This window comes from Stutzerimonas stutzeri, from assembly GCF_024448695.1.
GTDB lineage: Bacteria > Pseudomonadota > Gammaproteobacteria > Pseudomonadales > Pseudomonadaceae > Stutzerimonas > Stutzerimonas stutzeri_T.
The window spans coordinates 21,940-43,474 of record NZ_JAMOHY010000009.1 but is presented as its reverse complement, the minus strand read 5'-3'; the positions used below and the strand labels follow the sequence as shown (position 1 = coordinate 43,474).

General features: G+C 61.0%; 17 protein-coding genes. 12 read left to right on the top strand and 5 right to left on the bottom strand.

Annotated elements, in window-relative coordinates; all coding sequences use genetic code 11:
• Nucleotides 1-194: 194 nt before the first annotated feature.
• From NAV32_RS09455 to NAV32_RS09435, 5 genes are all read left to right on the top strand, one after another.
• Complete coding sequence (locus NAV32_RS09455; RefSeq protein WP_256052544.1) at nt 195-1,430, top strand: MdtA/MuxA family multidrug efflux RND transporter periplasmic adaptor subunit; 1,236 nt, start codon at nt 195-197, stop codon at nt 1,428-1,430.
• The gene (locus NAV32_RS09450) at nt 1,427-4,507 is read left to right on the top strand and encodes an MdtB/MuxB family multidrug efflux RND transporter permease subunit (protein WP_256052543.1); all 3,081 of its coding nucleotides are present in this window, start codon (nt 1,427-1,429) and stop codon (nt 4,505-4,507) included. The genes NAV32_RS09455 and NAV32_RS09450 overlap by 4 nt, the downstream gene beginning before the upstream one ends.
• A 10-nt stretch (nt 4,508-4,517) precedes the next feature.
• Nucleotides 4,518-7,622 (top strand): efflux RND transporter permease subunit, encoded by a 3,105-nt coding sequence (locus NAV32_RS09445; RefSeq protein ID WP_256052542.1) that lies wholly within the window; start codon nt 4,518-4,520, stop codon nt 7,620-7,622.
• 11 nt (nt 7,623-7,633) lie between these two features.
• A complete protein-coding gene (locus NAV32_RS09440) occupies nt 7,634-9,106 on the top strand; it encodes an efflux transporter outer membrane subunit (protein ID WP_256052541.1) in 1,473 nt (490 codons plus the stop codon).
• Between the two features lie 626 nt (nt 9,107-9,732).
• Nucleotides 9,733-10,929: an MFS transporter gene (locus NAV32_RS09435; protein WP_256052540.1), complete on the top strand. Its 1,197-nt coding sequence runs from the start codon at nt 9,733-9,735 to the stop codon at nt 10,927-10,929.
• Here the strand turns inward: NAV32_RS09435 and NAV32_RS09430 are convergent.
• The 4 genes from NAV32_RS09430 to NAV32_RS09415 form a co-directional block, all read right to left on the bottom strand.
• Nucleotides 10,909-11,895, bottom strand: a complete 987-nt coding sequence (locus NAV32_RS09430; RefSeq protein ID WP_256052539.1) for a lysylphosphatidylglycerol synthase domain-containing protein — start codon at nt 11,893-11,895, stop codon at nt 10,909-10,911. The two genes, NAV32_RS09435 and NAV32_RS09430, sit on opposite strands and share 21 nt — an antisense overlap.
• Nucleotides 11,892-13,127 carry a cardiolipin synthase ClsB gene (gene clsB / locus NAV32_RS09425; protein ID WP_256052538.1) on the bottom strand — a complete coding sequence of 412 codons (1,236 nt, stop codon included), beginning with the start codon at nt 13,125-13,127 and terminating at the stop codon, nt 11,892-11,894. The genes NAV32_RS09430 and clsB overlap by 4 nt, the downstream gene beginning before the upstream one ends.
• Nucleotides 13,124-13,927, bottom strand: a complete 804-nt coding sequence (locus NAV32_RS09420; protein ID WP_256052537.1) for an endonuclease/exonuclease/phosphatase family protein — start codon at nt 13,925-13,927, stop codon at nt 13,124-13,126. The genes clsB and NAV32_RS09420 overlap by 4 nt, the downstream gene beginning before the upstream one ends.
• Before the next feature lie 137 nt (nt 13,928-14,064).
• The gene (locus tag NAV32_RS09415; protein WP_256052536.1) at nt 14,065-14,985 is read right to left on the bottom strand and encodes a LysR family transcriptional regulator; all 921 of its coding nucleotides are present in this window, start codon (nt 14,983-14,985) and stop codon (nt 14,065-14,067) included.
• A gap of 104 nt (nt 14,986-15,089) precedes the next feature.
• Here NAV32_RS09415 and NAV32_RS09410 point away from each other — a divergent pair, with 104 nt between their 5' ends.
• The 7 genes from NAV32_RS09410 (at nt 15,090) to NAV32_RS09380 (ending at nt 20,434) form a co-directional block, all read left to right on the top strand.
• A complete protein-coding gene (locus NAV32_RS09410; RefSeq protein WP_256052535.1) occupies nt 15,090-15,944 on the top strand; it encodes a DODA-type extradiol aromatic ring-opening family dioxygenase in 855 nt (284 codons plus the stop codon).
• Nucleotides 15,934-16,728 (top strand): SDR family NAD(P)-dependent oxidoreductase, encoded by a 795-nt coding sequence (locus NAV32_RS09405; RefSeq protein WP_256052534.1) that lies wholly within the window; start codon nt 15,934-15,936, stop codon nt 16,726-16,728. Before NAV32_RS09410 ends, NAV32_RS09405 begins: the two co-directional genes overlap by 11 nt.
• Nucleotides 16,712-17,029, top strand: coding sequence for a DUF2218 domain-containing protein (locus tag NAV32_RS09400; protein ID WP_256052533.1), 318 nt, complete (start codon nt 16,712-16,714; stop codon nt 17,027-17,029). The genes NAV32_RS09405 and NAV32_RS09400 overlap by 17 nt, the downstream gene beginning before the upstream one ends.
• A 31-nt stretch (nt 17,030-17,060) precedes the next feature.
• Nucleotides 17,061-17,582, top strand: coding sequence for a cytochrome b (locus NAV32_RS09395; RefSeq protein ID WP_256052532.1), 522 nt, complete (start codon nt 17,061-17,063; stop codon nt 17,580-17,582).
• A gap of 178 nt (nt 17,583-17,760) precedes the next feature.
• A complete protein-coding gene (gene nfuA / locus NAV32_RS09390; protein ID WP_256052531.1) occupies nt 17,761-18,345 on the top strand; it encodes a Fe-S biogenesis protein NfuA in 585 nt (194 codons plus the stop codon).
• A gap of 137 nt (nt 18,346-18,482) precedes the next feature.
• Nucleotides 18,483-19,466, top strand: a complete 984-nt coding sequence (locus NAV32_RS09385) for a response regulator (RefSeq protein WP_256052530.1) — start codon at nt 18,483-18,485, stop codon at nt 19,464-19,466.
• Nucleotides 19,467-19,468: 2 nt separating this feature from the next.
• Nucleotides 19,469-20,434: a sensor domain-containing diguanylate cyclase gene (locus NAV32_RS09380; protein WP_256052529.1), complete on the top strand. Its 966-nt coding sequence runs from the start codon at nt 19,469-19,471 to the stop codon at nt 20,432-20,434.
• Here the strand turns inward: NAV32_RS09380 and NAV32_RS09375 are convergent.
• Nucleotides 20,427-21,515, bottom strand: coding sequence for a DNA topoisomerase IB (locus NAV32_RS09375; protein WP_256052528.1), 1,089 nt, complete (start codon nt 21,513-21,515; stop codon nt 20,427-20,429). The genes NAV32_RS09380 and NAV32_RS09375 overlap by 8 nt on opposite strands.
• Nucleotides 21,516-21,535 lie beyond the last annotated feature (20 nt).

Sequence of the window (21,535 nt, the reverse complement as noted above, 5' to 3'; positions counted from 1 at the left end):
GGATTCCTGAGCTGCGCTTGTCGGCAAGCGTTCTCTAGACTGGTTGTTCAACTCAGGGTTCCGCCCGCCCGTTCAGCATTGACGAGCGGTTAATCCCCCAGACAGACGCCGATACGTAAAAATGCCGTAAATCCCCTTTGCGAGCGGACCGCGACTGCTTATGGTTCACGCTCTTAACCAGGCGAACCGCGTTCATGTCCGAGGCAAACACTTCTTCCAACAGCTCCTTTCGGCGCTGGGCGATCATCATTTTGGTGCTGGCAGCCGCCGTGCTGCTGGTCTGGTGGCTATGGCCCGGCGCCGATGAAAGTCCCCAGCAACCCAGAGGACCGCGCGGCATGCTCGGTGGTCCGACACCGGTGCGCGTGGCGCCGGTGGAGCAGGGCCGCTTCGAGGTATACGTCAAGGCGCTTGGCACTGTCACGCCGCTGAACACGGTCAACGTTCGTAGCCGCGTGGCCGGCGAGCTGGTTGAGGTGCGTTTCGATGAGGGGCAGCGGGTCACGGCAGGCGATCTGTTGGCCGTGATCGATCAGCGTCCCTATCAGATCGCGCTGCAGCAGGCTGAAGGCACCCTGCAGCAGAACCGTGCCCTGTTGCAGAACGCTCAAGTCGATCTGAAGCGTTATCAGGGGCTGTTCGCCGATGACAGCATTGCCAAGCAGACCCTGGATACCCAGCAGGCGCTGGTCAGTCAGTACCAGGGCACCCTGGCGTCCAACCAGGCGGCGGTCAACGAGGCCCGTCTGAATCTGAAGTTCACCGAGATCCGGGCGCCTATCGACGGTCGTGTGGGCTTGCGTCAGCTGGATCAGGGCAACCTGGTCGCGGCCAACGATGCCACGCCGCTGGTGGTCATCACCCAGACCCAGCCAATGGCGATCAGCTTCACCTTGCCCGAAGGGGAGCTGCCGCCGGTCATCAGCCGTTTCCGGCGCGGTGATGAACTCCAGGTACAGGCCTGGGACCGTGGTGAACGGATGCTCTTTGGCGAGGGCGTGCTGGAGAGTCTGGACAACCAGATCGATGTGACCACCGGCACCCTGAAGCTCAAGGCGCGTTTCGACAACGAAGCGGAACTGCTGATCCCCAACCAGTTCGTCAACGTCCGGCTGCGGGTGGAAACCCTCGGTGATGCCATTCTGATCCCCTCCGAGGCTCTGCAGTTCGGCTCGCGCGGTCATTTCGCCTATGTCGTCGGCGAGGACAACAAGGTCCAATTGCGGATTCTCGAGGTGGGGCCCGGCAATGGCGAGAAGACCGTGATCAACAGCGGGCTGGTCGCGGGTGAGCGGGTCGTCATGGAAGGCACGGACCGTCTGCGTGACGGCTCCGAGGTGGAAGTGGTCGATCGCCGGAAGCTGGCCGACGAGGCTGCGGAAAGCCCCGTGATCGAAACTCAAGGTGGGCAAGGACGTCCCGCGCGATGAACATTTCGCGGCTGTTCATCCTGCGGCCCGTGGCGACCACGCTGAGCATGGTCGCGATTCTGCTGGCCGGTCTGATCGCCTACCGCATGCTGCCGGTGTCGGCGCTGCCACAGGTGGACTATCCGACCATCCGGGTCATGACGCTGTACCCCGGCGCCAGCCCGGATGTGATGACCAGTGCCGTCACTGCGCCGCTGGAGCGCCAGTTCGGGCAGATGCCCGGTCTGACCCAGATGTCCTCGACCAGCTCCGGTGGCGCCTCGGTGATTACCCTGCGTTTCTCCCTGGAAGTGGCGCTGGATGTGGCCGAACAGGAAGTGCAGGCCGCCATCAACGCCGCCGGCAACCTGCTGCCCAACGATTTGCCGTCGCCGCCGGTGTACAACAAGGTCAACCCGGCGGACACCCCGGTCATGACCCTCGCCATCACCTCGGAAAGCCTGGCGCTGCCGCAATTGCACGACCTGGTCGACACGCGCATGGCGCAGAAACTGGCGCAGGTCAGTGGCGTGGGCATGGTCAGCATTGCCGGTGGTCAGCGACCGGCGGTGCGCATCCGGGTCAATCCCGAGGCATTGGCGGCCTATGGCTTGTCGCTGGCTGACGTGCGCTCGCTGGTGACCAGTTCCAACGTCAATCAGCCCAAGGGCAACTTCGACGGCCCGACGCGGGTGTCCATGCTCGACGCCAACGACCAGCTGAAGACGCCGGAGGAATACGCCGAGCTCATCCTCACCTACGACAACGGCGCCACGCTGCGTCTCAAGGACGTTGCCGATATCATCGACGGCGCCGAAAACGAACGCCTTGCCGCCTGGGCCAACGAAAGCCAGGCCGTGCTGCTCAACATCCAGCGCCAGCCGGGCGCCAATGTCATCGAGGTAGTCGAGCGCATCCAGGCCCTGTTGCCTGAGGTCAATGCCAGCATGCCGGCGGGACTCGACGTGGTGGTGCTGACCGACCGTACCCAGACCATCCGTGCCGCCATCACTGACGTCCAGCACGAGCTGCTGCTGGCGACCTTTCTGGTGGTGATGGTCACTTTCGTCTTCCTCAAGCGGCTTTCAGCCACCATCATCCCCTCGATTGCCGTGCCGCTGTCGCTGATCGGCACCTTCGCGGTCATGCACCTGGCCGGCTTTTCGCTGAACAACCTGACATTGATGGCCCTGACCATCGCCACCGGCTTTGTGGTGGACGACGCCATCGTCATGTTGGAAAACGTCGCCCGTCACGTCGAGGAAGGTGAAACACCCCTGCAGGCCGCGCTCAAGGGCGCGCGGCAGATCGGTTTCACCCTGATTTCGCTGACCCTGTCGCTGATCGCCGTGCTGATCCCGCTGCTGTTCATGCAGGACGTGGTGGGGCGGCTGTTCCGCGAGTTCGCCATTACCCTGGCGGTGGCTATCCTCATTTCCCTGGTGGTGTCGCTGACGCTGACGCCGATGATGTGCGCCAAGCTGCTCAAACCGGCTACCGTCGATAAGGCCAAGCCTGACTGGGTCGAGCGCCTGATCGGCGGTTACGCCGGATGGCTGACCTGGGTGCTGAAGCACCAGACACTGACGCTGCTGGTGGCGGTGGGAACCCTGGCGCTGACCGTGGTGCTCTATCTGATGGTGCCCAAGGGCTTCTTTCCGGTGCAGGATACCGGCGTGATCCAGGGCATCAGCGAGGCGCCACAGTCGATTTCCTTCCGCGAGATGAGCGAGCGCCAGCAGTCGCTGGCGCGGGTGATTCTGGACGATCCGGCAGTGGTCAGCCTGTCGTCCTATATCGGTGTGGACGGCGACAATGTCACGCTCAACAGTGGCCGGCTGCTGATCAACCTCAAGCCCCACGGCGAGCGCGACGTGACCGCCAGCCAGGTCATCGACCGGCTGCGACCGGAGCTGGCCAAGCTGCCGGGTATCGAATTGTACATGCAGCCGGTGCAGGACTTGTCCATCGAGGATCGGGTCAGCCGCACCCAGTTCCAGTTCAGCCTGGAATCGCCGGATTCCGAGTTGCTGCAGGAGTGGACGCCGCGTCTGGTGGCGGCGCTGCGCGAGCATCCCGAACTGACCGATGTCGCCAGTGACCTGCAGAGTGACGGCCTGCAGATTTTCCTGGATATCGATCGCGACGCCGCCGCCCGTCTGGGTATCGGGATTTCCGCGATAACCGACGCGCTCTACGACGCCTTCGGTCAGCGGCAGATTTCCACCATCTTCACCCAGGCCAGCCAGTATCGCGTGGTGCTGGAAGCCGAGGCGGGTAACCGCTTAGGCCCGCAGGCGCTGGAACAATTGTTCGTGCAGAGCGAGGGCGGCACACCGGTGCGGCTGTCGAGCCTGGCGCGACTGGAGCAGCGCAATGCGCCGCTGCTGATCAACCATATCGGCCAGTTCCCGGCGGTAATGCTGTCGTTCAACCTGGCCGATGGCGTGTCGCTGGGGCATGCGGTCGAGATCATCGAAGGAGTGGAGGCCGAGATCGGGCTGCCGGCCGGTATCCAGACGCGCTTCCAAGGCGCGGCTGCAGCCTTCCAGGCGTCGCTGTCGAGCACGCTGCTGCTGATTCTGGCGGCGGTGGTGACCATGTATATCGTGCTGGGCGTGCTCTACGAGAGCTATATCCACCCCATCACCATTCTCTCGACGCTGCCCTCGGCGGCGGTCGGTGCGCTGCTGGCGCTGCTGCTGACCGGCAACGACCTGGGTCTGATCGCCATTATCGGCATCATCCTGCTGATCGGTATCGTCAAGAAGAACGCGATCATGATGATCGACTTTGCGCTGGAGGCCGAGCGCCATCAGGGCATGAGCCCGCATGACGCCATCTACCGGGCTGCGCTGTTGCGTTTCCGTCCGATCCTGATGACCACGCTGGCCGCCCTGTTCGGGGCGGTGCCGCTGATGCTGGCCTCGGGTTCGGGTGCTGAACTGCGCCAGCCGCTGGGGCTGGTGCTGGTGGGCGGCCTGTTGCTTAGCCAGTTGCTGACCCTCTTTACCACGCCGGTCATCTATCTGTTCTTCGACCGGCTGGGCGCTCGCTTTGGACACAGGGACGTGGCAGGGCGAGAGGCGCAAGCGTGAGCAGCATGCCATGAACCTTTCGGCCCCCTTTATCGCCCGTCCCGTGGCGACCATGCTGATGAGCCTGGCGATCCTGCTGCTGGGTGGGGTGAGTTTCGGCTTGCTGCCGGTGTCGCCGCTGCCAAATATGGATTTCCCGGTGATTACCGTGCAGGCCAGCCTGCCGGGTGCCAGCCCGGAAATCATGGCGTCCAGCGTGGCGACGCCGTTGGAGCGCTCGCTGGGCAGTATCGCCGGGGTCAGCCAGATGAGCAGCCGCAGCAGCCAGGGATCGACACGGATCATCATCCAGTTCGACCTGGAGCGCGACATCAACGGCGCGGCGCGAGAGGTACAGGCAGCGATCAACGCTGCGCGCAACCTGCTGCCCAGCGGCATGCGCAGCATGCCCAGCTACCGCAAGGTCAACCCGGCGCAGGCACCGATCATGGTGCTGTCACTGACCTCCGAGGTACTGGACAAGGGCCAGCTGTACGATATCGGCTCGACCATCCTGGCGCAGAAGCTCTCGCAGGTGCCCGGCGTCGGCGAGGTGCAGGTGGGTGGCAGCTCGCTGCCGGCGGTGCGGGTCGAATTGCAGCCGCAACAGCTGGAGCAGTATGGGGTTTCCCTGGACGAGGTACGCCAGACCATCGCCGACGCCAACGTGCGCCGACCCAAGGGCATGGTCGAGGACGAGCACCGTCACTGGCAGGTACAGGCCAGCGACCAGCTGCATCAGGCGGAGGACTACCTGCCCCTGATCATTCGCTACCAGGAGGGCGCAGCCCTGCGTTTGAGCGATGTGGCCAAGGTGCGCGATGCGGTGGAAGACCGCTACAACGACGGTTTCTTCAATAACGACCGTGCGGTGCTGTTGATCATCAACCGTCAGGCCGGCGCCAATATCATCGAGACCATCGAAGGCATCCGTCAGGAGCTGCCTGCGTTGCAGGCCATCGTGCCCGGTAGCGTCAATCTGGCGGTGGCCATGGATCGCTCGCCCGTGATCCGCGCCACGCTGCAAGAGGCTCAGCGTACCTTGCTGATCGCTGTGGGGCTGGTCATCGTGCTGGTGTTTCTGTTTTTGGGGCGCCTGCGTACCGCGCTGATCCCGGCACTGGCGGTGCCGGTGTCGCTGGTGGGCACCTTCGCGGTGATGTATCTGTTCGGGTTTTCGCTCAACGTGCTGTCGCTGATGGCGCTGATTCTCGCTGCCGGCCTGGTGGTGGACGATGCCATCGTGGTGCTGGAGAACATCGCGCGGCATATCGATGATGGCGTGCCGCCGATGCGCGCCGCCTATATCGGTACACGCGAGGTGGGCTTCACGCTGCTGTCGATGAACCTCTCGCTGGTGGTGGTGTTCGTTTCCATCCTGTTCATGGGCGGCATCGTCGAACGCCTGTTTCGCGAATTTTCCATCACTCTGGCGGCAGCCATTCTGGTGTCGTTGCTGGTATCGCTGACGCTGACGCCGATGCTCTGCGCCCGCTGGCTGAAGCCCCACGATCCTCAGGATGAGGGACGCCTGTATCGCTGGAGTCACGATGCTCATCAGTGGCTGTTGCGCCATTACGACCGATCCCTGGGCTGGGCGCTGCGGCATCGGCGCATCACTCTGATCAGCCTGCTGGCGACCATCGGCCTGAACGTCTTCCTGTATATCGAGGTGCCGAAGATTCTGCTGCCGCAGCAGGACACGGGCCAGCTGACGGGGTTCATCCGCGGCGACGATGGTCTGTCGTTCCAGGTCATGCAGCCGAAGATGGAAATCTACCGTCAGGCCGTGCTGGCCGATCCGGCTGTGGAAAGCGTCGCCGGCTTTATCGGGGGCAGTGGTGGCATCAATAACGCCTTCATGATCGTCCGTCTCAAGCCGCTGGATGAGCGCCGGATTTCCGCGCAGAAAGTCATCGAGCGGATTCGCGCCAACCAGCCGAAAGTGCCGGGCGGGCGCATGTTCCTGATGGCCGATCAGGATTTGCAGTTCGGTGGAGGCCGCCAGAGCAGCTCGCAGTATTCCTACAACCTGCTGGCCAGCGACCTGGCTGATCTGCGCACCTGGACACCACTGGTGACGCGGGCGCTGATGGCCTTGCCGGAACTGACCAGCATCGATGCCAACGACGGCGAGGGCGCGCAGCAGATCAGCCTGAAGATCGACCGCGACGAAGCCAAGCGCCTGGGCATCGACATGAGCACGGTGACGACGTTGCTCAACAACGCCTTCAGCCAGCGACAGATTTCCACCATTTATGAATCGCTCAATCAGTATCGGGTGGTGATGGAAATCGATCCGGCTTACGCCCAGCATCCGGAGGTGCTGGAGCAGATCAATGTCATCACCAGCGATGGCAGGCGGGTGCCGCTGTCAGCGTTCGCCCGCTACGAGCGCAGCCTGGAAGAGGACCGTGTCAGCCATGAAGGTCAGTTTGCGGCGGAAAATATCGATTTCGATCTGGCACCGGGCGTCAGCCTTGACCAGGCGACGCGGGCGATAGAGCGTGCGGTGGCGGCCATCGGTATGCCCAGTGAAGTACAGGGTCGCCTGGGCGGCAGCGGTAGCGCCTTTGAAAGTACCCAGCAGGGGCAGCCGCTGATGATTCTCGGCGCGCTGGTGCTGGTGTATATCGTGCTGGGCATTCTCTACGAGAGCTATATTCATCCGCTGACGATCCTCTCGACGCTGCCATCGGCAGGTGTCGGTGCACTGCTGGCGATCATCCTGACCGGCGAGCAGTTCAGCCTGATTTCGCTGCTTGGCCTGTTCCTGCTGATCGGCGTGGTGAAGAAGAACGCGATCCTGATGATTGACCTGGCGTTGCAGTTCGAGCGCAACGACAAGCTGCCGCCCGCGGAGTCGATCCGCCGCGCCTGCCTGCTGCGTTTCCGCCCGATCCTGATGACCACCATGGCGGCGATTCTCGGTGCGTTGCCTCTGCTGATGGGCGGCGCGGAAGGTGCCGAAATGCGCCAGCCACTGGGCCTGACCATCATTGGGGGGCTGATCCTCAGCCAGATTCTCACGCTCTACACCACGCCGGTGGTCTACCTGTACCTGGATCGCCTGCGTCATCGCTTCAACAGCTGGCGCGGTGTTCGCACCGATGCCGCACTGGAAAATCCGTTATGAGTTCGTTGCGCATGAAATGCTCCCTGCGTCCCCTGGCCGTGCTGGCCATGAGCCTGTCACTGGGCGCCTGCACCCTCGGTCCTGATTATCAGCGTCCGGATCTGCCGACGGCTGGCCAGTTCAAGCAGGCCGAAGGCTGGAAGCCGGCCACGCCTGCCGACGAATTTCTCGGTGGGCCGTGGTGGCAGCTGTATGAGGATGCCGAGCTGAATGCACTGGTGGAACGGTTGAACGTTTCCAATCAGAACCTTGCAGCAGCCGAGGCCCAGTACCGCCAGGCCAGGGCGTTGGTGCGTGGTGCCAGGGCCGGTTTCTTCCCGTCGCTGTCCGGCAATGTCGGCAAGACACGTTCCGGTCGTGGCACCGGCAGCAGCACTACTACGGTGGATGGCTACGCGGTCAGTAGCTCGGGGGGCGGCGGGATTTCCCAGAGCTACGACCTGAACGTCGCCGCCAGCTGGGAACTGGACCTCTGGGGGCGCCTGCGCCGGGGGCTGGAATCCAGTCAGGCAAGCATGCAGGCCAGCTCCGCCGACCTCGCGGCGGTGCGTTTGAGCCTGCAATCGGAGCTGGCGCAGAACTACCTGCAACTGCGTGTGCTTGATGCCCAGAAACGACTGCTTGACGCAACAGTGCAGGCCTACGCGCGTTCACTGCGCATCAGCGAGAACCAGTACCGCGCCGGGATCGTGCCAAAGTCCGACGTCACCCAGGCGACCACTCAGCTGAAGAGCACACAGGCCCAGGCCATCGATCTTGAGTACCAGCGCGCCCAGCTGGAACATGCCATCGCCGTGCTGATCGGCGTGCCACCCTCGGCGCTGTCAGTGGCCGAGGTGGACGATATCCCGCGCCTGCCGCAGATCCCCGGCCTGCTGCCGTCGCAACTGCTGGAGCGGCGCCCCGATGTAGCGGCTGCCGAACGTTCTGTCATGGCCGCCAATGCCGAGATCGGTGTGGCCAAGACCGCCTGGTTTCCCAGTCTCAGCTTGAGTGCCGCGGGTGGTTATCGCAGCGGCACCCTGGACAACTGGATCCAGACGCCCAACCGCTTCTGGTCCATCGGCCCGGAATTCGCCATGACCCTGTTCGACGGCGGGCTGATCCGCTCGCGGATCGAACAGGCCGAAGCCAGCTACGACCAGACAGTGGCCAGTTACCGGCAGACGGTGCTGGACAGCTTTCGCGAAGTCGAAGACAACCTGGTGCAGCTACGGGTAATGGCCGAGGAAGCGCAGGTGCAGCGCGAAGCGCTGGAGGCCGCACAGGAATCGCTGCGGCTGATCGAGAACCAGTATCGCGCCGGGACTGTGGACTTCCTCAGCGTGGTGACGGTGCAGACTACAGCGCTGAACAACGAGCGCACCAACCTGAGCTTGCTGGGTAGTCGCCTGGCGTCCAGCGTCCAGCTGATAACTGCTCTGGGCGGTGGCTGGCACAGCGATGAACTGGCACAGGTACCCGCGTCGGCAACCGAGCGGTAGCGTGGCTGAACACCGCAGACAGGCACCGGTTTTTCTACATCATCTTCGGCGGTTGATCGGTGCGGCGATCAACTGTCACGGAATTTATGAAAAATGTGATTTAAGGTCGTCGAAGATGTGACTCTTTTGGTTCTGTGAAGTCTCAACTGACATGCAGGCCATTGAGCACTCAGTTGTGCTTCGGTTGGCCTGCATGGCGTCACCAAGCCAGGCCCAGGGCAAACGTACATGGATTGAATTTTTCAATGCGGTCCATGGCTTTTGTTCGTTTCCACAAGAGACCAGGGCAAGGCAGACTCTCAACCAGCCCCATAACCTTCGGGGCAACCAATGTTATGCCAATGGAGGCAATTGTGAATTTCCCGCATCAGGTCTACCTCGCCGAGTCTGCTCTTCAGCACGCACGTCGTGGAGTCGTCACCTACTACTACATGGCCAGCGCCCTAAAGCGGAGTCTGTCTCGCAAGGTAGTGACTTCCTGATCAATTAGCGGATCTTCATCATCAACAGCGGTTAAAAGGCCCTAACGTCCGGGGCCTTCTGTGTAAGGCCTCGTCGCATTTGTCGAGGCCGCCTGGGCGGATCGTCCATAATGCTTGGCCGGCCTTACGCTCTGCAGGCATTCAATGAAAAACAACTGGTCAGCCTTTCCCTGGGTCTGTTTCGCCATGTGCGTTGGCGTTATGGGTACAGCGCTCATTTCCCCCCTCTATCCCCTGTATCAGGAAACCTGGCAGCTGCGAACCAGCGAGATTTCGCTGATTTACGTGCTGTATATGCTGGGCGCCTTGTGCGGCCTGCTGTTCATGGGGCGCTTGTCGGATACCCTCGGATTTCGTGCGGTGATGCTGGTCGGGCTGTTACTGGGCTGGGGCGGAACGCTGCTGACGATGCTCGCGTGGGACCTGACGAGCCTGAATATCGGACGTTTCGCCGTAGGCCTTTCTTCCAGCCTGATCGTCACCAGTGCCACAGTGGGGCTGATGCAGATATCCAAAGGCGACAATTCGCAGTGGGTATCGATGATGACCAGTTTTCTGCTGGCCTTCGGCTTCGGCCTGGGGCCGCTTACCGGCGGGGTCATCGGACAATGGTTGCCGCATCCGCTGATCGTGGCCTATATCCCGACGTTGCTGCTCTGCGTGCTGGCGGTTTATGCATTGCTGCGCATAGAACTGAAACCCCACGCGTCAGCCGCGACGAGCGCGCTTGGCTGGCGATCTTTTATCCCGCGCCTGACCTGGACGGCCCGACGCGATACCTGGCCTTTTATACTGACCTGTGCCTGCCCGTTTTTTGCCTTCGGAGTGTTTGGCCTCTACGCCTCGATGGCGCCGCTGTTCCTGGAAAAGATGCTGCCCTGGCACGGGCCAGTGGTGAGCGGGACGGCCATTGGCGTGATTCTGCTGGCTTCGGCTGCAACCCAATTGCTGTGCGCGCGGCTTCCGGTGCGTTGGTGCGGTCTGTTTGGCCTGCTGGCGGTTGTGCTCAGTAACGCCTTGCTGATCCTGAACTTCACGGCTGGTTCCAGCTTGATGTTCATGATCGGGGTTGCTGCCACCGCGCTTGGCCATGGCTTATGCCTGTTGAGCGGAATCAGCATGGTCAACCGTATCGCCAGTCCGGCCCAGCGTTCCGGCCTGATTTCCACCTATCTTGTGTGTGGCTACGTCGGCAGCATCGCGCCACTGTTTGCTGTCGGCTGGATCGCCGACCATTACGGCCTCCCCACGGCGATCACCCTGTTCGGCAGCACGGTCATCGTCCTGGCTTCACCGCTTGCACTGTGCTTCTTTCTGCACTCAAGGATGCGTGGGGGCTGAAGAGCCGCGCAGCTTTTTGGCGCGGGCTTCGAGAAGGATGTAAACCAGCGTCGCGAAGAGCAGGGGGATGAGGAAGTAGATCATGCGGTAGCCGATAAGGCCGGCGATGATGCTGCCCTTGCTCATTTCACCGGCAAGCAGGGCGACGAACACCGCTTCAATGACGCCCAGGCCGGCGGGGATATGGGTGACCACCCCGGCGATGCTGCTGATCAGCAGAATACCCAGCACCAGCGGGTATTCGACATTGCGCGAGAACATGAAGTACACCACCAGGGCCATCAGGGACCAGTTGGCAGCGCCCAGCAGCATCTGGATCAATGCCAGTCGCCAGGAGGGCAGTTCAATCTCGTGCCCGCGAATGGTCCATTGCCGACGTTTGGAAAAACGGCATAACCCCAGATAGAGCAGGCTGGTCGTGATCAGGGCTACACCCAGCAGGCGTAGCGCGGTCGCGCCGATCTCCCAGTCCGCAGGTGGCTTGATCCAGCCCATGAGGAAGATTGCGCCGGCCAGCCAGAGGTAACCCATCCAGTTGGTCAGCACGCTCATGGTGAAGATTCGAGTGATCTGCGCGGTGCCCAGGCCCAGGCGTGAATAGAGCCGGTAGCGCAGGGCAATGCCGCCGACCCAGGCGCTCAGGTTGAGGTTGAAGGCGTAGCAGACGAAGGTAATGGGCACGACCTGTCTGACTGGCAGATGGTGGCCGACATAGGCCTTGCCGAGCACGTCGAAGCAGCAGTAAACAGCATAACTGGCCAGCGCCGCGCCACCGGCCATCAACAGGGTTTGCCCGCTGTAGCTGCGCAGGGTCTCGCTGACTTCGGCCCAGTCGAGGTTGCGCGCCAGGCTGATCAGCAGGCCGGCGACCAACAGGAAGAAAGCCCAGGTAAGCCCCTTTTTTATCATCGGCCAGCGCTGTTTCCAGACGCTGCGAGGCTCATCATTTATTGTCTGCCGGGTCATTGATGATCTCGCTGCAAGGGCATTGGGCTGGGTTCCAGCGGGGTGGGATCGAGCAGCTGCATCCTGGGCTTGTGTGCCGGGAAAAAGCCCACCCACTGTGGGAAATGGCGCAGGAAGTGGAAGATCAAAAAGGCCAGCGGGGCGCGCCACCAGAAGCCGCGCACGATGCGTTCGAGCGGGATGCGCCGGCAGTCCTGCTGCAACAGCCGGTCGAGGTTTTCGTGCAGCTTGCGATTGAAGCCGTGATCACGAATGATCAGGTTCGCTTCCAGGTTCAATGACAGGCTGAGGGGGTCGAGGTTGCTCGAACCCACGGTCGACCATTCGTAATCGGCCAGCGCAACCTTGCCATGCAGCGGGCGTCGGCAGTATTCGTGAATCTCCACGCCGGCATTCATCAGATAGTTGTAAAGCATGCGCGCGCCGAACTTGGCGATGGGCATGTCAGGCTGGCCTTGCAGGATCAGGCGTACCCGTACGCCGCGCCGTGCCGCATTGCGTATCTCGCGCAGCACCCGGTAGCCGGGAAAGAAGTAGGCATTGGCGATCAGCAGGCGCGAGCGTGCATCGCGAATGGCCTGCAGATAATGCTGCTCGATGTCGTTGCGGTGGCTGTCGTTGTCGCGGGTAACGAAAAGCGTCCGCGCCTCGCCGCGGCTGACCCCAACGAAGCCGTTGTGCTGAGTGCGAACCCGGCGTTGCCACCAGCGGCGTCCGGCCTGGGGCGGGGCGATATTGGCAAGGGTGAAGCGGTGGATATCGTGAACCACCGGCCCTTCGACCTGCAGGGCATAGTCCTGCTTGGCTTCCGGGCCGAAATCCCCCAGATGATCCGCCGAGAAGTTGATTCCGCCGACAAAGGCCCGCTCGCCATCCACCACCACCAGCTTGCGATGCATCCGGCGGAATACATTGATGCGCTTGCCGAGCAGGCGCTTGCCCGGATCGAACATATGGATGCGCACGCCAGCCTGAACCATGGCAATGGCGAAATCCCCGTCCAGGTCAGCTGAGCCATATCCATCAACGGTCACGTCGACACTGACACCGCGTTCAGCTGCGCTGATCAGTACTTCCTGAAGTTGTGTGCCGACCTTGTCCTTGAAGAAGATGAAGGTTTCCAGCAGGACTTCCTTTTTTGCGGCTGCAATAGCCTCGAATACTGCTGGAAAGAATTCCTCTCCGTTTTCCAGCAGCTGCAGACGATTTCCGTCTCTCCAGTGAAAATTCATAACCGTATCTCCACCGCCAGGGGCAGATGATCGGACAAGTGCGTCCAGGGTTTGTTGCTCAGAATTCTCGGCTGATGACTGCTGGCATTGCGCACGTAAATGCGGTCCAGCCGCAGCAGGGGCCAGCGTGCAGGAAAGGTCTTGGCTACCTGGCCGTGGGAGAGCGCGAACACTTCGTGCATGCCGGCGCAGCGGTTGAGGGTCTGGGCGGCTTTCAGGCGCCAGTCGTTAAAGTCGCCGGCAACCACCACGGGAGCGTTCTCGGGCAGCGAATCAAGCAGTTGGCAGAGCAGTTCGAGCTGCTTCTGGCGATGTGATTCACGCAGGCCCAGATGCACGCAGATCGCATGGAAGTCGTTGTGCCCCGGCACCTGCAGAACGCTGTGCAGCAGCCCGCGCCGTTCCGGCCCGCCGATGGACACGTCTAGGTTCTCGTAGCGAGTGATGGGGAATTTGGACAGCAGCGCATTGCCGTGATCGCCATCGGGATAGACCGCGTTGCGACCGTAGGCGAAATCGGTCCAGATGCTGTCGGCGAGAAATTCGTACTGCGACATCTTCGGCCAGTCCTGGAAACGCAGGGCGTGCTTTTCGTGGGTGCCCAGCACTTCCTGGAGAAACACGATGTCGGCTGATACGGAGCGCACCGCTTCGCGCAACTCCGGCAGGATGAAGCGGCGATTAAGTGCGGTGAACCCCTTGTGTGTATTGACTGTGAGAATGCGGACCGATCCGACCGCTGTGGCCATATGGCTATCAAGGTCGGCGCTGTCCAGGTGATGATTTTTGTCCAGAGTCACGCAGGCGCTCCTTCAGGCTGGCCAACATGGGCTCTGAATCTTTCTGGTCCCAGGCGGCGCAGCGTCGGATAAAACGGTCATGCCGTTGACGGCAAGTCTGTTATTCCGACTTGTCGAGCCGGCGGCAGTTCAGCTTTTCATCGCCCCTGGACTGTCCAGGGGTGCGCGCCGCTGAACGCTTCGGCGAGAAAATCGATCATCACGCGCACCTTCGCCGGCGGGCGGCGATCCGGTGGGTAGAGGATGTAGATGCCGTCAATGGACAGCGTCGGGTGGTCCATTTCCAGTACCACCAGCTCGCCACGGCGTACCGCCTCCACGGCGATGAACAGCGGTTGGTAGATCAGGCCCTGGCCCTGCACCGCAGCGGCAAGCAGCGCTTCGCCGTTATTGGCCAACAGGTCCCCATCGACCTTGATCCGTACGTCGCCGTTGCGCCCGAATGCCCATTCCTGGGCGCTGGTCGTGGTGGACAGGCTGTAAGTCAGGCAATTGTGCTGCGCCAGATCGGCAACTCGTCGTGGAACGCCACGGGCATCGAGATACGCGGGGGCTGCACACAGCACCAGAGGAACATCGCCGAGCTTGCGCGCTTGCAGCGAGCTGTCGCCGAGGCGACCGATGCGCACTGCCATGTCCCAGCCGCCGTCGATGAGGTCAACCTGGCTGTCGGTCAGGCCCAGCTCCACCTTCACCGCGGGATGCCGATGGCTGAACTCGAACAGCAGCGGTGCGATGTAATGGATGCCGAAGGTCAGTGGCACGTTGAGGCGCAACAAACCGGTGGCCTCGATACGTTGCGAAGCGATGCCAGCTTCGGTTTCGTCGATATCGGACAGAATCCGCTGGCAGGCTTCCAGATAGCGGCTACCCGCTTCGGTCAGCGTCAGCCGTCGAGTGCTGCGATGGAACAGCTTGACCCCCAGCCTCGCCTCCAGGGCGTCGACGTGCTTGGTTGCCATGGCCGGTGACATCCCCTGATGGCGTGCCGCGGCGGACAGGCTGCCGGCGCTGGTCGCACGCACGAACACACGCATGCTGGTGATGCGGTCGAGCATATAACCTCCTACTGCTGGTGATAACTGTTCGTAAAGTTTGCCAGCTTCTAACAGTATGGATGTTAATAGATACTGCTCGCACGTTGCTTACATGAGGGCAGATCATGCCAGCCTCCAGCGTTTCATCGAACGGCGAGCGCATGCCTACGCTGTTCGTTCCCCATGGTGCCGGGCCGTGTTTTTTCATGGACTGGAACCCCGTCCATGCCTGGGACGCAACAGCCCGATTTCTCAAGGGGATTGCGGCGAGCCTGCCGGAGAAGCCGAAAGCAATCCTGATGGTGTCGGCACACTGGCTGGAATCCGGTTTCCGCGTCACCGGCGCGGTGCAGCCTGGGCTGATCTACGATTACAACGGGTTCCCGGCGCATACCTACGAGTTGCGCTATCCGGCGCCGGGCCATCCCGAACTGGCCACGCGCATTGTTGCGTTGCTGGCTGCAGCAGGTCTTGAAGCGAGCCGGGACGACGCCCGTGGTTACGATCACGGCATGTTCATTCCACTGAAACTGATGTTTCCCGAGGCGCAAATACCGGTCGTGCAGTTGTCATTGCGCAAGGATCTCGATCCCCGGGCACTGCTCGAAGCGGGCCGGGCACTGGCCAGTTTGCGTGACGAAGGCGTACTGATCGTCGGCAGCGGTATGAGCTTTCACAACATGCGCGGCTATGGCGATCCCCGTTTCGGGCCGATATCCGACGAGTTCGATGCCTGGCTGGTCGACGCGGTTGAGTTGCTCCCGGTACAGCGCGAGGCGGCGCTTGTGCAGTGGGAGCAGGCGCCTTCTGCGCGGCTCTGCCATCCGGAGCGTGGCGAGGAACACCTGCTGCCGCTGATGCTGGTGGCCGGTGCGGCCAGTGATTCGAGCGGGCGCAAGCTGTTCAGCGACCGCGTCATGGAAACCACATTGTCAGCTTTTGGTTTTGGCTTTATCGAGGAAAAGACAAATGCAGATTGATCTAACCGGCAAAAAGGCCATCGTGACGGGCTCATCTGATGGTATCGGCCTGGCGATTGCCATTGGCCTGGCCAGGGCGGGCGCAAGCCTGGTACTGGTGGGGCGCGAGCAGAGCCGAATCGACGCGGCGCTGGCAAGCCTGAAGGCCGCCAGCGGACGAGACACCGCCGTTGCTGTCGTCGCCGATGCAGGGACTGCCGAGGGCTGCAAGCAGCTGATTGCAGCGCAACCTGACGCGGATATTTTGATCAATAACCTCGGTATCTATGGCGCCAAGCCGTTCTTCGAGATTAATGACGAGGACTGGGAGCAGATCTTTCAGGTCAACGTACTCAGTGGTGTGCGTCTGGCGCGCCATTACGCCCAAGGCATGCAGGCCAGAGGCTGGGGTCGCATCCAATTCATTTCCAGCGAGTCGGCGCTGAATATTCCGGCGGAGATGGTCCACTACGGAGTTAGCAAGGCCGCTTTGCAAGGCGTTTCCCGTGGGCTGGCCAAGGTGCTGGCCGGCAGCGGAGTGACCGTGAACAGCATTCTGCCCGGCCCGACCCGTACCACTGGCGCGCTGGAGATGATGGCCGGCATGGCCAGGGAGCGGGGTGTTTCAGTGAGTGAAATGGAAACCCTGTTCCTGCAGGAAAATCGGCCATCGACGCTGCTCAGGCGCTTTGCCACTCCCGAGGAAGTCGCCAATCTCTGCGTTTATGCGGCCTCGCCGCAAGCCAGTGCAACCACGGGCGCGGCGTTGCGCGTCGAAGGGGGCATCGTTGAAAGCATCGCCTGAGCATGGCTCCGAATTCCTGACGTTGGCGGCGAACACTACAGTCGTGACTGAAAACCCGTCGCGGCTGATCAACCGGCTCTGCAAGCATTGGGGCCACAAGTTTCCTGTTCGCCATGACGAGCGCGAGGGTGAGATTCAGCTGGGCATTGGCCACTGCCGGCTTGCTGTTGTCGAGGCAGGGCTTGAAGTCTCTGTGGCAGGCGAAAGTGCCGAACAGCTGCAACAATTGCAACAGGTGGTGGCTGATCATCTGAAGCGCATGGCGTCTGGTGAAATCCTGGATTTCAGCTGGCGCCTGTGATTTTCAGAGCGTGTATGTAAGGAGCGAGACCATGATTCATGACTCGAAAGAGCGTTACGGCAGTATCAGCAAGTGGTTTCACTGGCTGATGGGTGGGCTGATCATCTGGCAGTTCCTCAAGCTGGGTGATCGCATCAGCGAAGGCGAGCACTGGGTTGGCCAGACGCTGGTGCCCTGGCATGTCTCTATCGGCGTGCTATTGCTGGTGCTGGTTGTTCTGCGCGTTATCTGGGCGACCAGCCAGCTCAAGCAGCGTCCGCAGCATGATCCGGCGACGGCGCGGATGGTCAAGGCGGGGCACCTCGCACTGTACCTCGGCATGCTGCTGCTACCGATCAGCGGCCTGCTGACCATGCTTGGCAACGGTTATGGGCTGACTGTATTTGGCATGCAACTGGCGGCAAAGGGGCCTGAAATTGCCTGGGCGGCAAGCCTTGGCAGCGTGCATTCGCCGCTGGCCTGGATCATGGTGCTGCTGGTGATCGGGCACGTCGGCATGGCGCTGCTGCACCATTTCGTCAAACGTGATGATGTGATGCGGCGGATGCTGTAGCCAAGCCGCTGAAAACCATCTGCGTTGGCCATACGTCGTTAAACAGTGCCCGCCTGTGTTTTTCAACGGTGGCAGGGCCAGGCTTCAGCCCTCATGAAAATTGTCCTACCAAGATACTGGGACTTTGTCCGGCGCAGTGGTTGGCGTACACTGCGCCTCATGTCTGAGAGGAGTTCCCATGAGCGCCATTACCATTACCGACGCTGCACACGATTACCTGGCCGATCTGCTTGAGAAGCAGAACACCACGGGCATCGGCATTCGGGTTTTCATCACTCAGCCGGGCACGCCCTATGCGGAAACCTGTATTGCCTACTGCAAGCCGGGTGAAGAAAAGCCCGACGACATCGCCATCGGTCTGAAAAGCTTTACTGCCTGGATCGACGGTACCAGCGAGCCCTTTCTGGAAGATGCGCTGGTTGATTACGCCACCGATCGCATGGGTGGCCAGCTGACCATCAAGGCACCCAATGCCAAGGTGCCCATGGTCAATGAAGACAGCCCGATGAACGAGCGCATCAATTATTACCTGCAGACCGAAATCAACCCCGGTCTTGCCAGTCATGGCGGGCAGGTGACGCTGATTGACGTGGTTGACGAAGGGATCGCGGTACTTCAATTCGGTGGCGGCTGCCAGGGTTGTGGACAGGCGGATGTGACACTCAAGGAAGGGATCGAAAAGACCCTGCTGGCCCGTATTCCCGAGCTCAAGGGGGTGCGCGACGTCACCGATCATACCAATCGAGACAATGCCTACTATTGACACGAAGGGCCGTCACAGGGTCCGTTTTGGTAGTTTTTGGCAAAGTGCCACTATTTAGTAGCATCCACCCCACAGCGCTTGTCGGCTGAGATAAGCTGTCCACATTCGGTATCTGGACAGCAAAAGGCGAGCGCTGCATGTCTGCTGTTTCCCTGTTGATTTGTGACGATTCAAACCTGGCGCGCAAGCAATTGCTGCGTGCGCTGCCGGCTGCCTGGCCGCTGGAGATTCACCAGGCGGCCGGCGGGCGAGAGGCACTGGCACGGATAAGGCAAGGCGGCATTGATGTCGTGCTGCTTGATCTCACCATGCCCGACATGGACGGCTATCAGGTATTGGCCGAGCTGCATGCGGATTTGCTTGGTTGCAAGGTCATCGTGGTTTCCGCGGATATCCAGGAAGAAGCGGTACGCCGCGTGCTGGATCTAGGTGCGCTGGCTTTTATCCGCAAACCCGCCGACCCCGTGCATTTGCAGCAAACGCTGGCAGGCCTGGGACTGATGGGCAGCGAGCTGTCCATGCTCGGTACCCGTGACGCGGGCGAAGTGGAATTTCGCGATGCGTTTCGTGAAGTCGTGAACATTGCCATGGGCCGGGCTGCCGCGTTGCTGGCAAAAGTACTCGGCGTATTCGTGCAGTTGCCCGTGCCGAACGTGAATATTCTTGAAGTCGGCGAGCTGCACATGGCCCTTGCCGATGCGGCTCACAGCGACAGGCTCACGGCGGTTTGCCAGGGCTATATTGGCGGTGGCATTGCCGGCGAGGCGCTGCTGATCTTCCATGATTCGGAAGTGGCCGAGATGGCTCGCCTGATGCGCACCGCCGAGTACCGTGAACTGGAGATGCTGCTTGACCTGTCGAGCCTGCTGATCAGTGCCTGTCTCAGCGGTATTGCCGAGCAGATCGACGTGGTGTTTTCACAGGGACATCCTCAGGTGCTCGGCCAGCACGCCTCCATCAGCGAACTGATTCGCCTCAACCATCAGCGCTGGAAGAGTACGCTGGCGGTGGAGATCAGCTACAGCCTGGAGGGGCACGACATTCATTTTGACCTGTTGCTGCTGTTCACCGAGGATTCGGTTGAGCTGCTGTCCCGTAAACTCGACTACCTGATGAAGTGAGCATGGCCGACTCGATCGAATTGAGCGAACTCCATTGGCTGCTGGCGATTGTCCAGAATATCGATGTCGGCGTCGTGGTCCTGGACCGTGACTACCGGGTGGATGTCTGGAATACCTTCATGGAGAATCGATCCGGGTATCTTCCGGTCGAGGCCAGGGAAAAGTCCTTCTTCGAGCTGTTTCCCGAGGTTGACGAACAATGGTTTCGGCGCAAGGTCGAGAACGTCGTGGCCCTGGGTACGCCATCTTTTACCGTGTGGGAGCAGCGCCCATATCTGCTGCGCTTCAAGAATTACCAGCCCATTACCGGGCTGGAGGAGTTCATGTATCAAAACACCACGCTGCTGCCTTTGAAGAGCATCAGCGGTGTGATCGAGCAGGTTTGTCTGATTATCTACGATGTAACCGATGTGGCGACCAACCGGCATCAGTTGCAGGCGGCGAACCAGGAACTGCAGCGGTTATCCAGTACGGATCGCCTGACCGGACTGTTCAATCGTGGTCACTGGGAGGAAATACTGCGTCAGGACTATGCCCGGCATCGGCGTTACGCCATCAATTCGGCGCTGGTGATGTGCGATATCGATCACTTCAAGCAAATCAACGATACCTACGGCCACCAGGCTGGCGACAGGGTGATTCAGCACACGGCGAACCTGATCCGCCAGAGTATTCGAGACTCCGATGTGGCAGGCCGCTACGGTGGCGAAGAATTCGTGGTGCTGCTGCCTGATACCGATAGCCAGGGCGCGCTGGTATTCGCCGAACGGTTGCGCCAGTCCGTCGAAGCCTACGAAGTGCAGCATGAGAGCCACACTATCCGCTTCACCATCAGCCTGGGGATCGCCGACCTGGGCCAGCCTTCCAGCGGTCATGCACAGCTCATCGAGTGGGCGGATAACGCGCTTTATACATCCAAATCAGGTGGGCGCAACCAGGTGACACTGTACGAGAATACCGTCAGGTAACACCTTGCTCTTCAAGAAATTTCAGCAGAGTCATTTCGGCGCTGCTCATCCATTTTCGTTTCCGGACACTGTGTAATCGCGCCAGCTCGCCGCAGGTAAATGCGTTAAGTACCGCGGGGTGGATATAACACTGCCGGCAGATCGCCGGGGTGTTGCCGAGTTGTCTGGAGACTTCCCGTACGGTCTCGACAAGATTGCGCTTGGCGACCGCTTCCGGTTGCCAGTCACGTTTGCGCAACGCTTCCAGAGCCAGCACGCTACCAGCCCAGGTGCGATAGTCCTTTGCGGTGAAATCGTCGCCCGTCAGCGCCTGAATGAATTGATTGACGTCGCTTGAACTGACCGCGCGGGGTTGTCCGTCTTCGTCCAGATACTGAAACAGGTGCTGGCCAGGCAACTCCATGCAGCGGCGAAGGAGGCGTGCCAGGCGCTGGTTCTTCAGTGTCATCTGATGCTTGACGCCGCTTTTGCCCCGAAACCGAAAGCGGATCGCGGCGCCACGCACGTCGACATGGTGTGCACGAAGGGTCGTCAGACCGTATGAGCGATTCTCCCGCGCATAGCGAGAATTGCCGATACGTATCAATGTCGACTCCAGTAGCTGAAGGATGAGCGCCATGACTTTCTCGCGTGGCATTCCCCTCAGGGCAAGGTTCTTTTCCAGGCGAACACGCAGCTTTGGCAACGCTTTACCGAACGCCAGGGTGCGTTCGTACTTGTTGCAGTCACGGATCTCTCGCCATCTGGCGTGGTAACGGTACTGCTTGCGCCCGCGAGCATCGCGCCCAGTGGCCTGCATATGACCCATCGGATCTGGGCAGATCCAGACATCGGTGTAGGCAGGCGGTATAGCCAGCTTGTTGATTCGCTCGATCTCGTCGACATCCTCGAGCTTTTCGCCGCTGGGTAGAAAGTAGGCGAATCTGCCTTTCAGCATCCTGCGTGTTATGCCTGAGCTGCTGTCGTCGACGTAATGAAGATCTCCGGCAAGCGTTGGCTGCAAAGCCTTGCAGGCTTCGGAGGGTGCAATGCCTGCCTGTATGGATGGCGGATCCGCTTCCGGAGCTTGATTGATCAGCATCTAAAGCTCCTTCAGGAGCG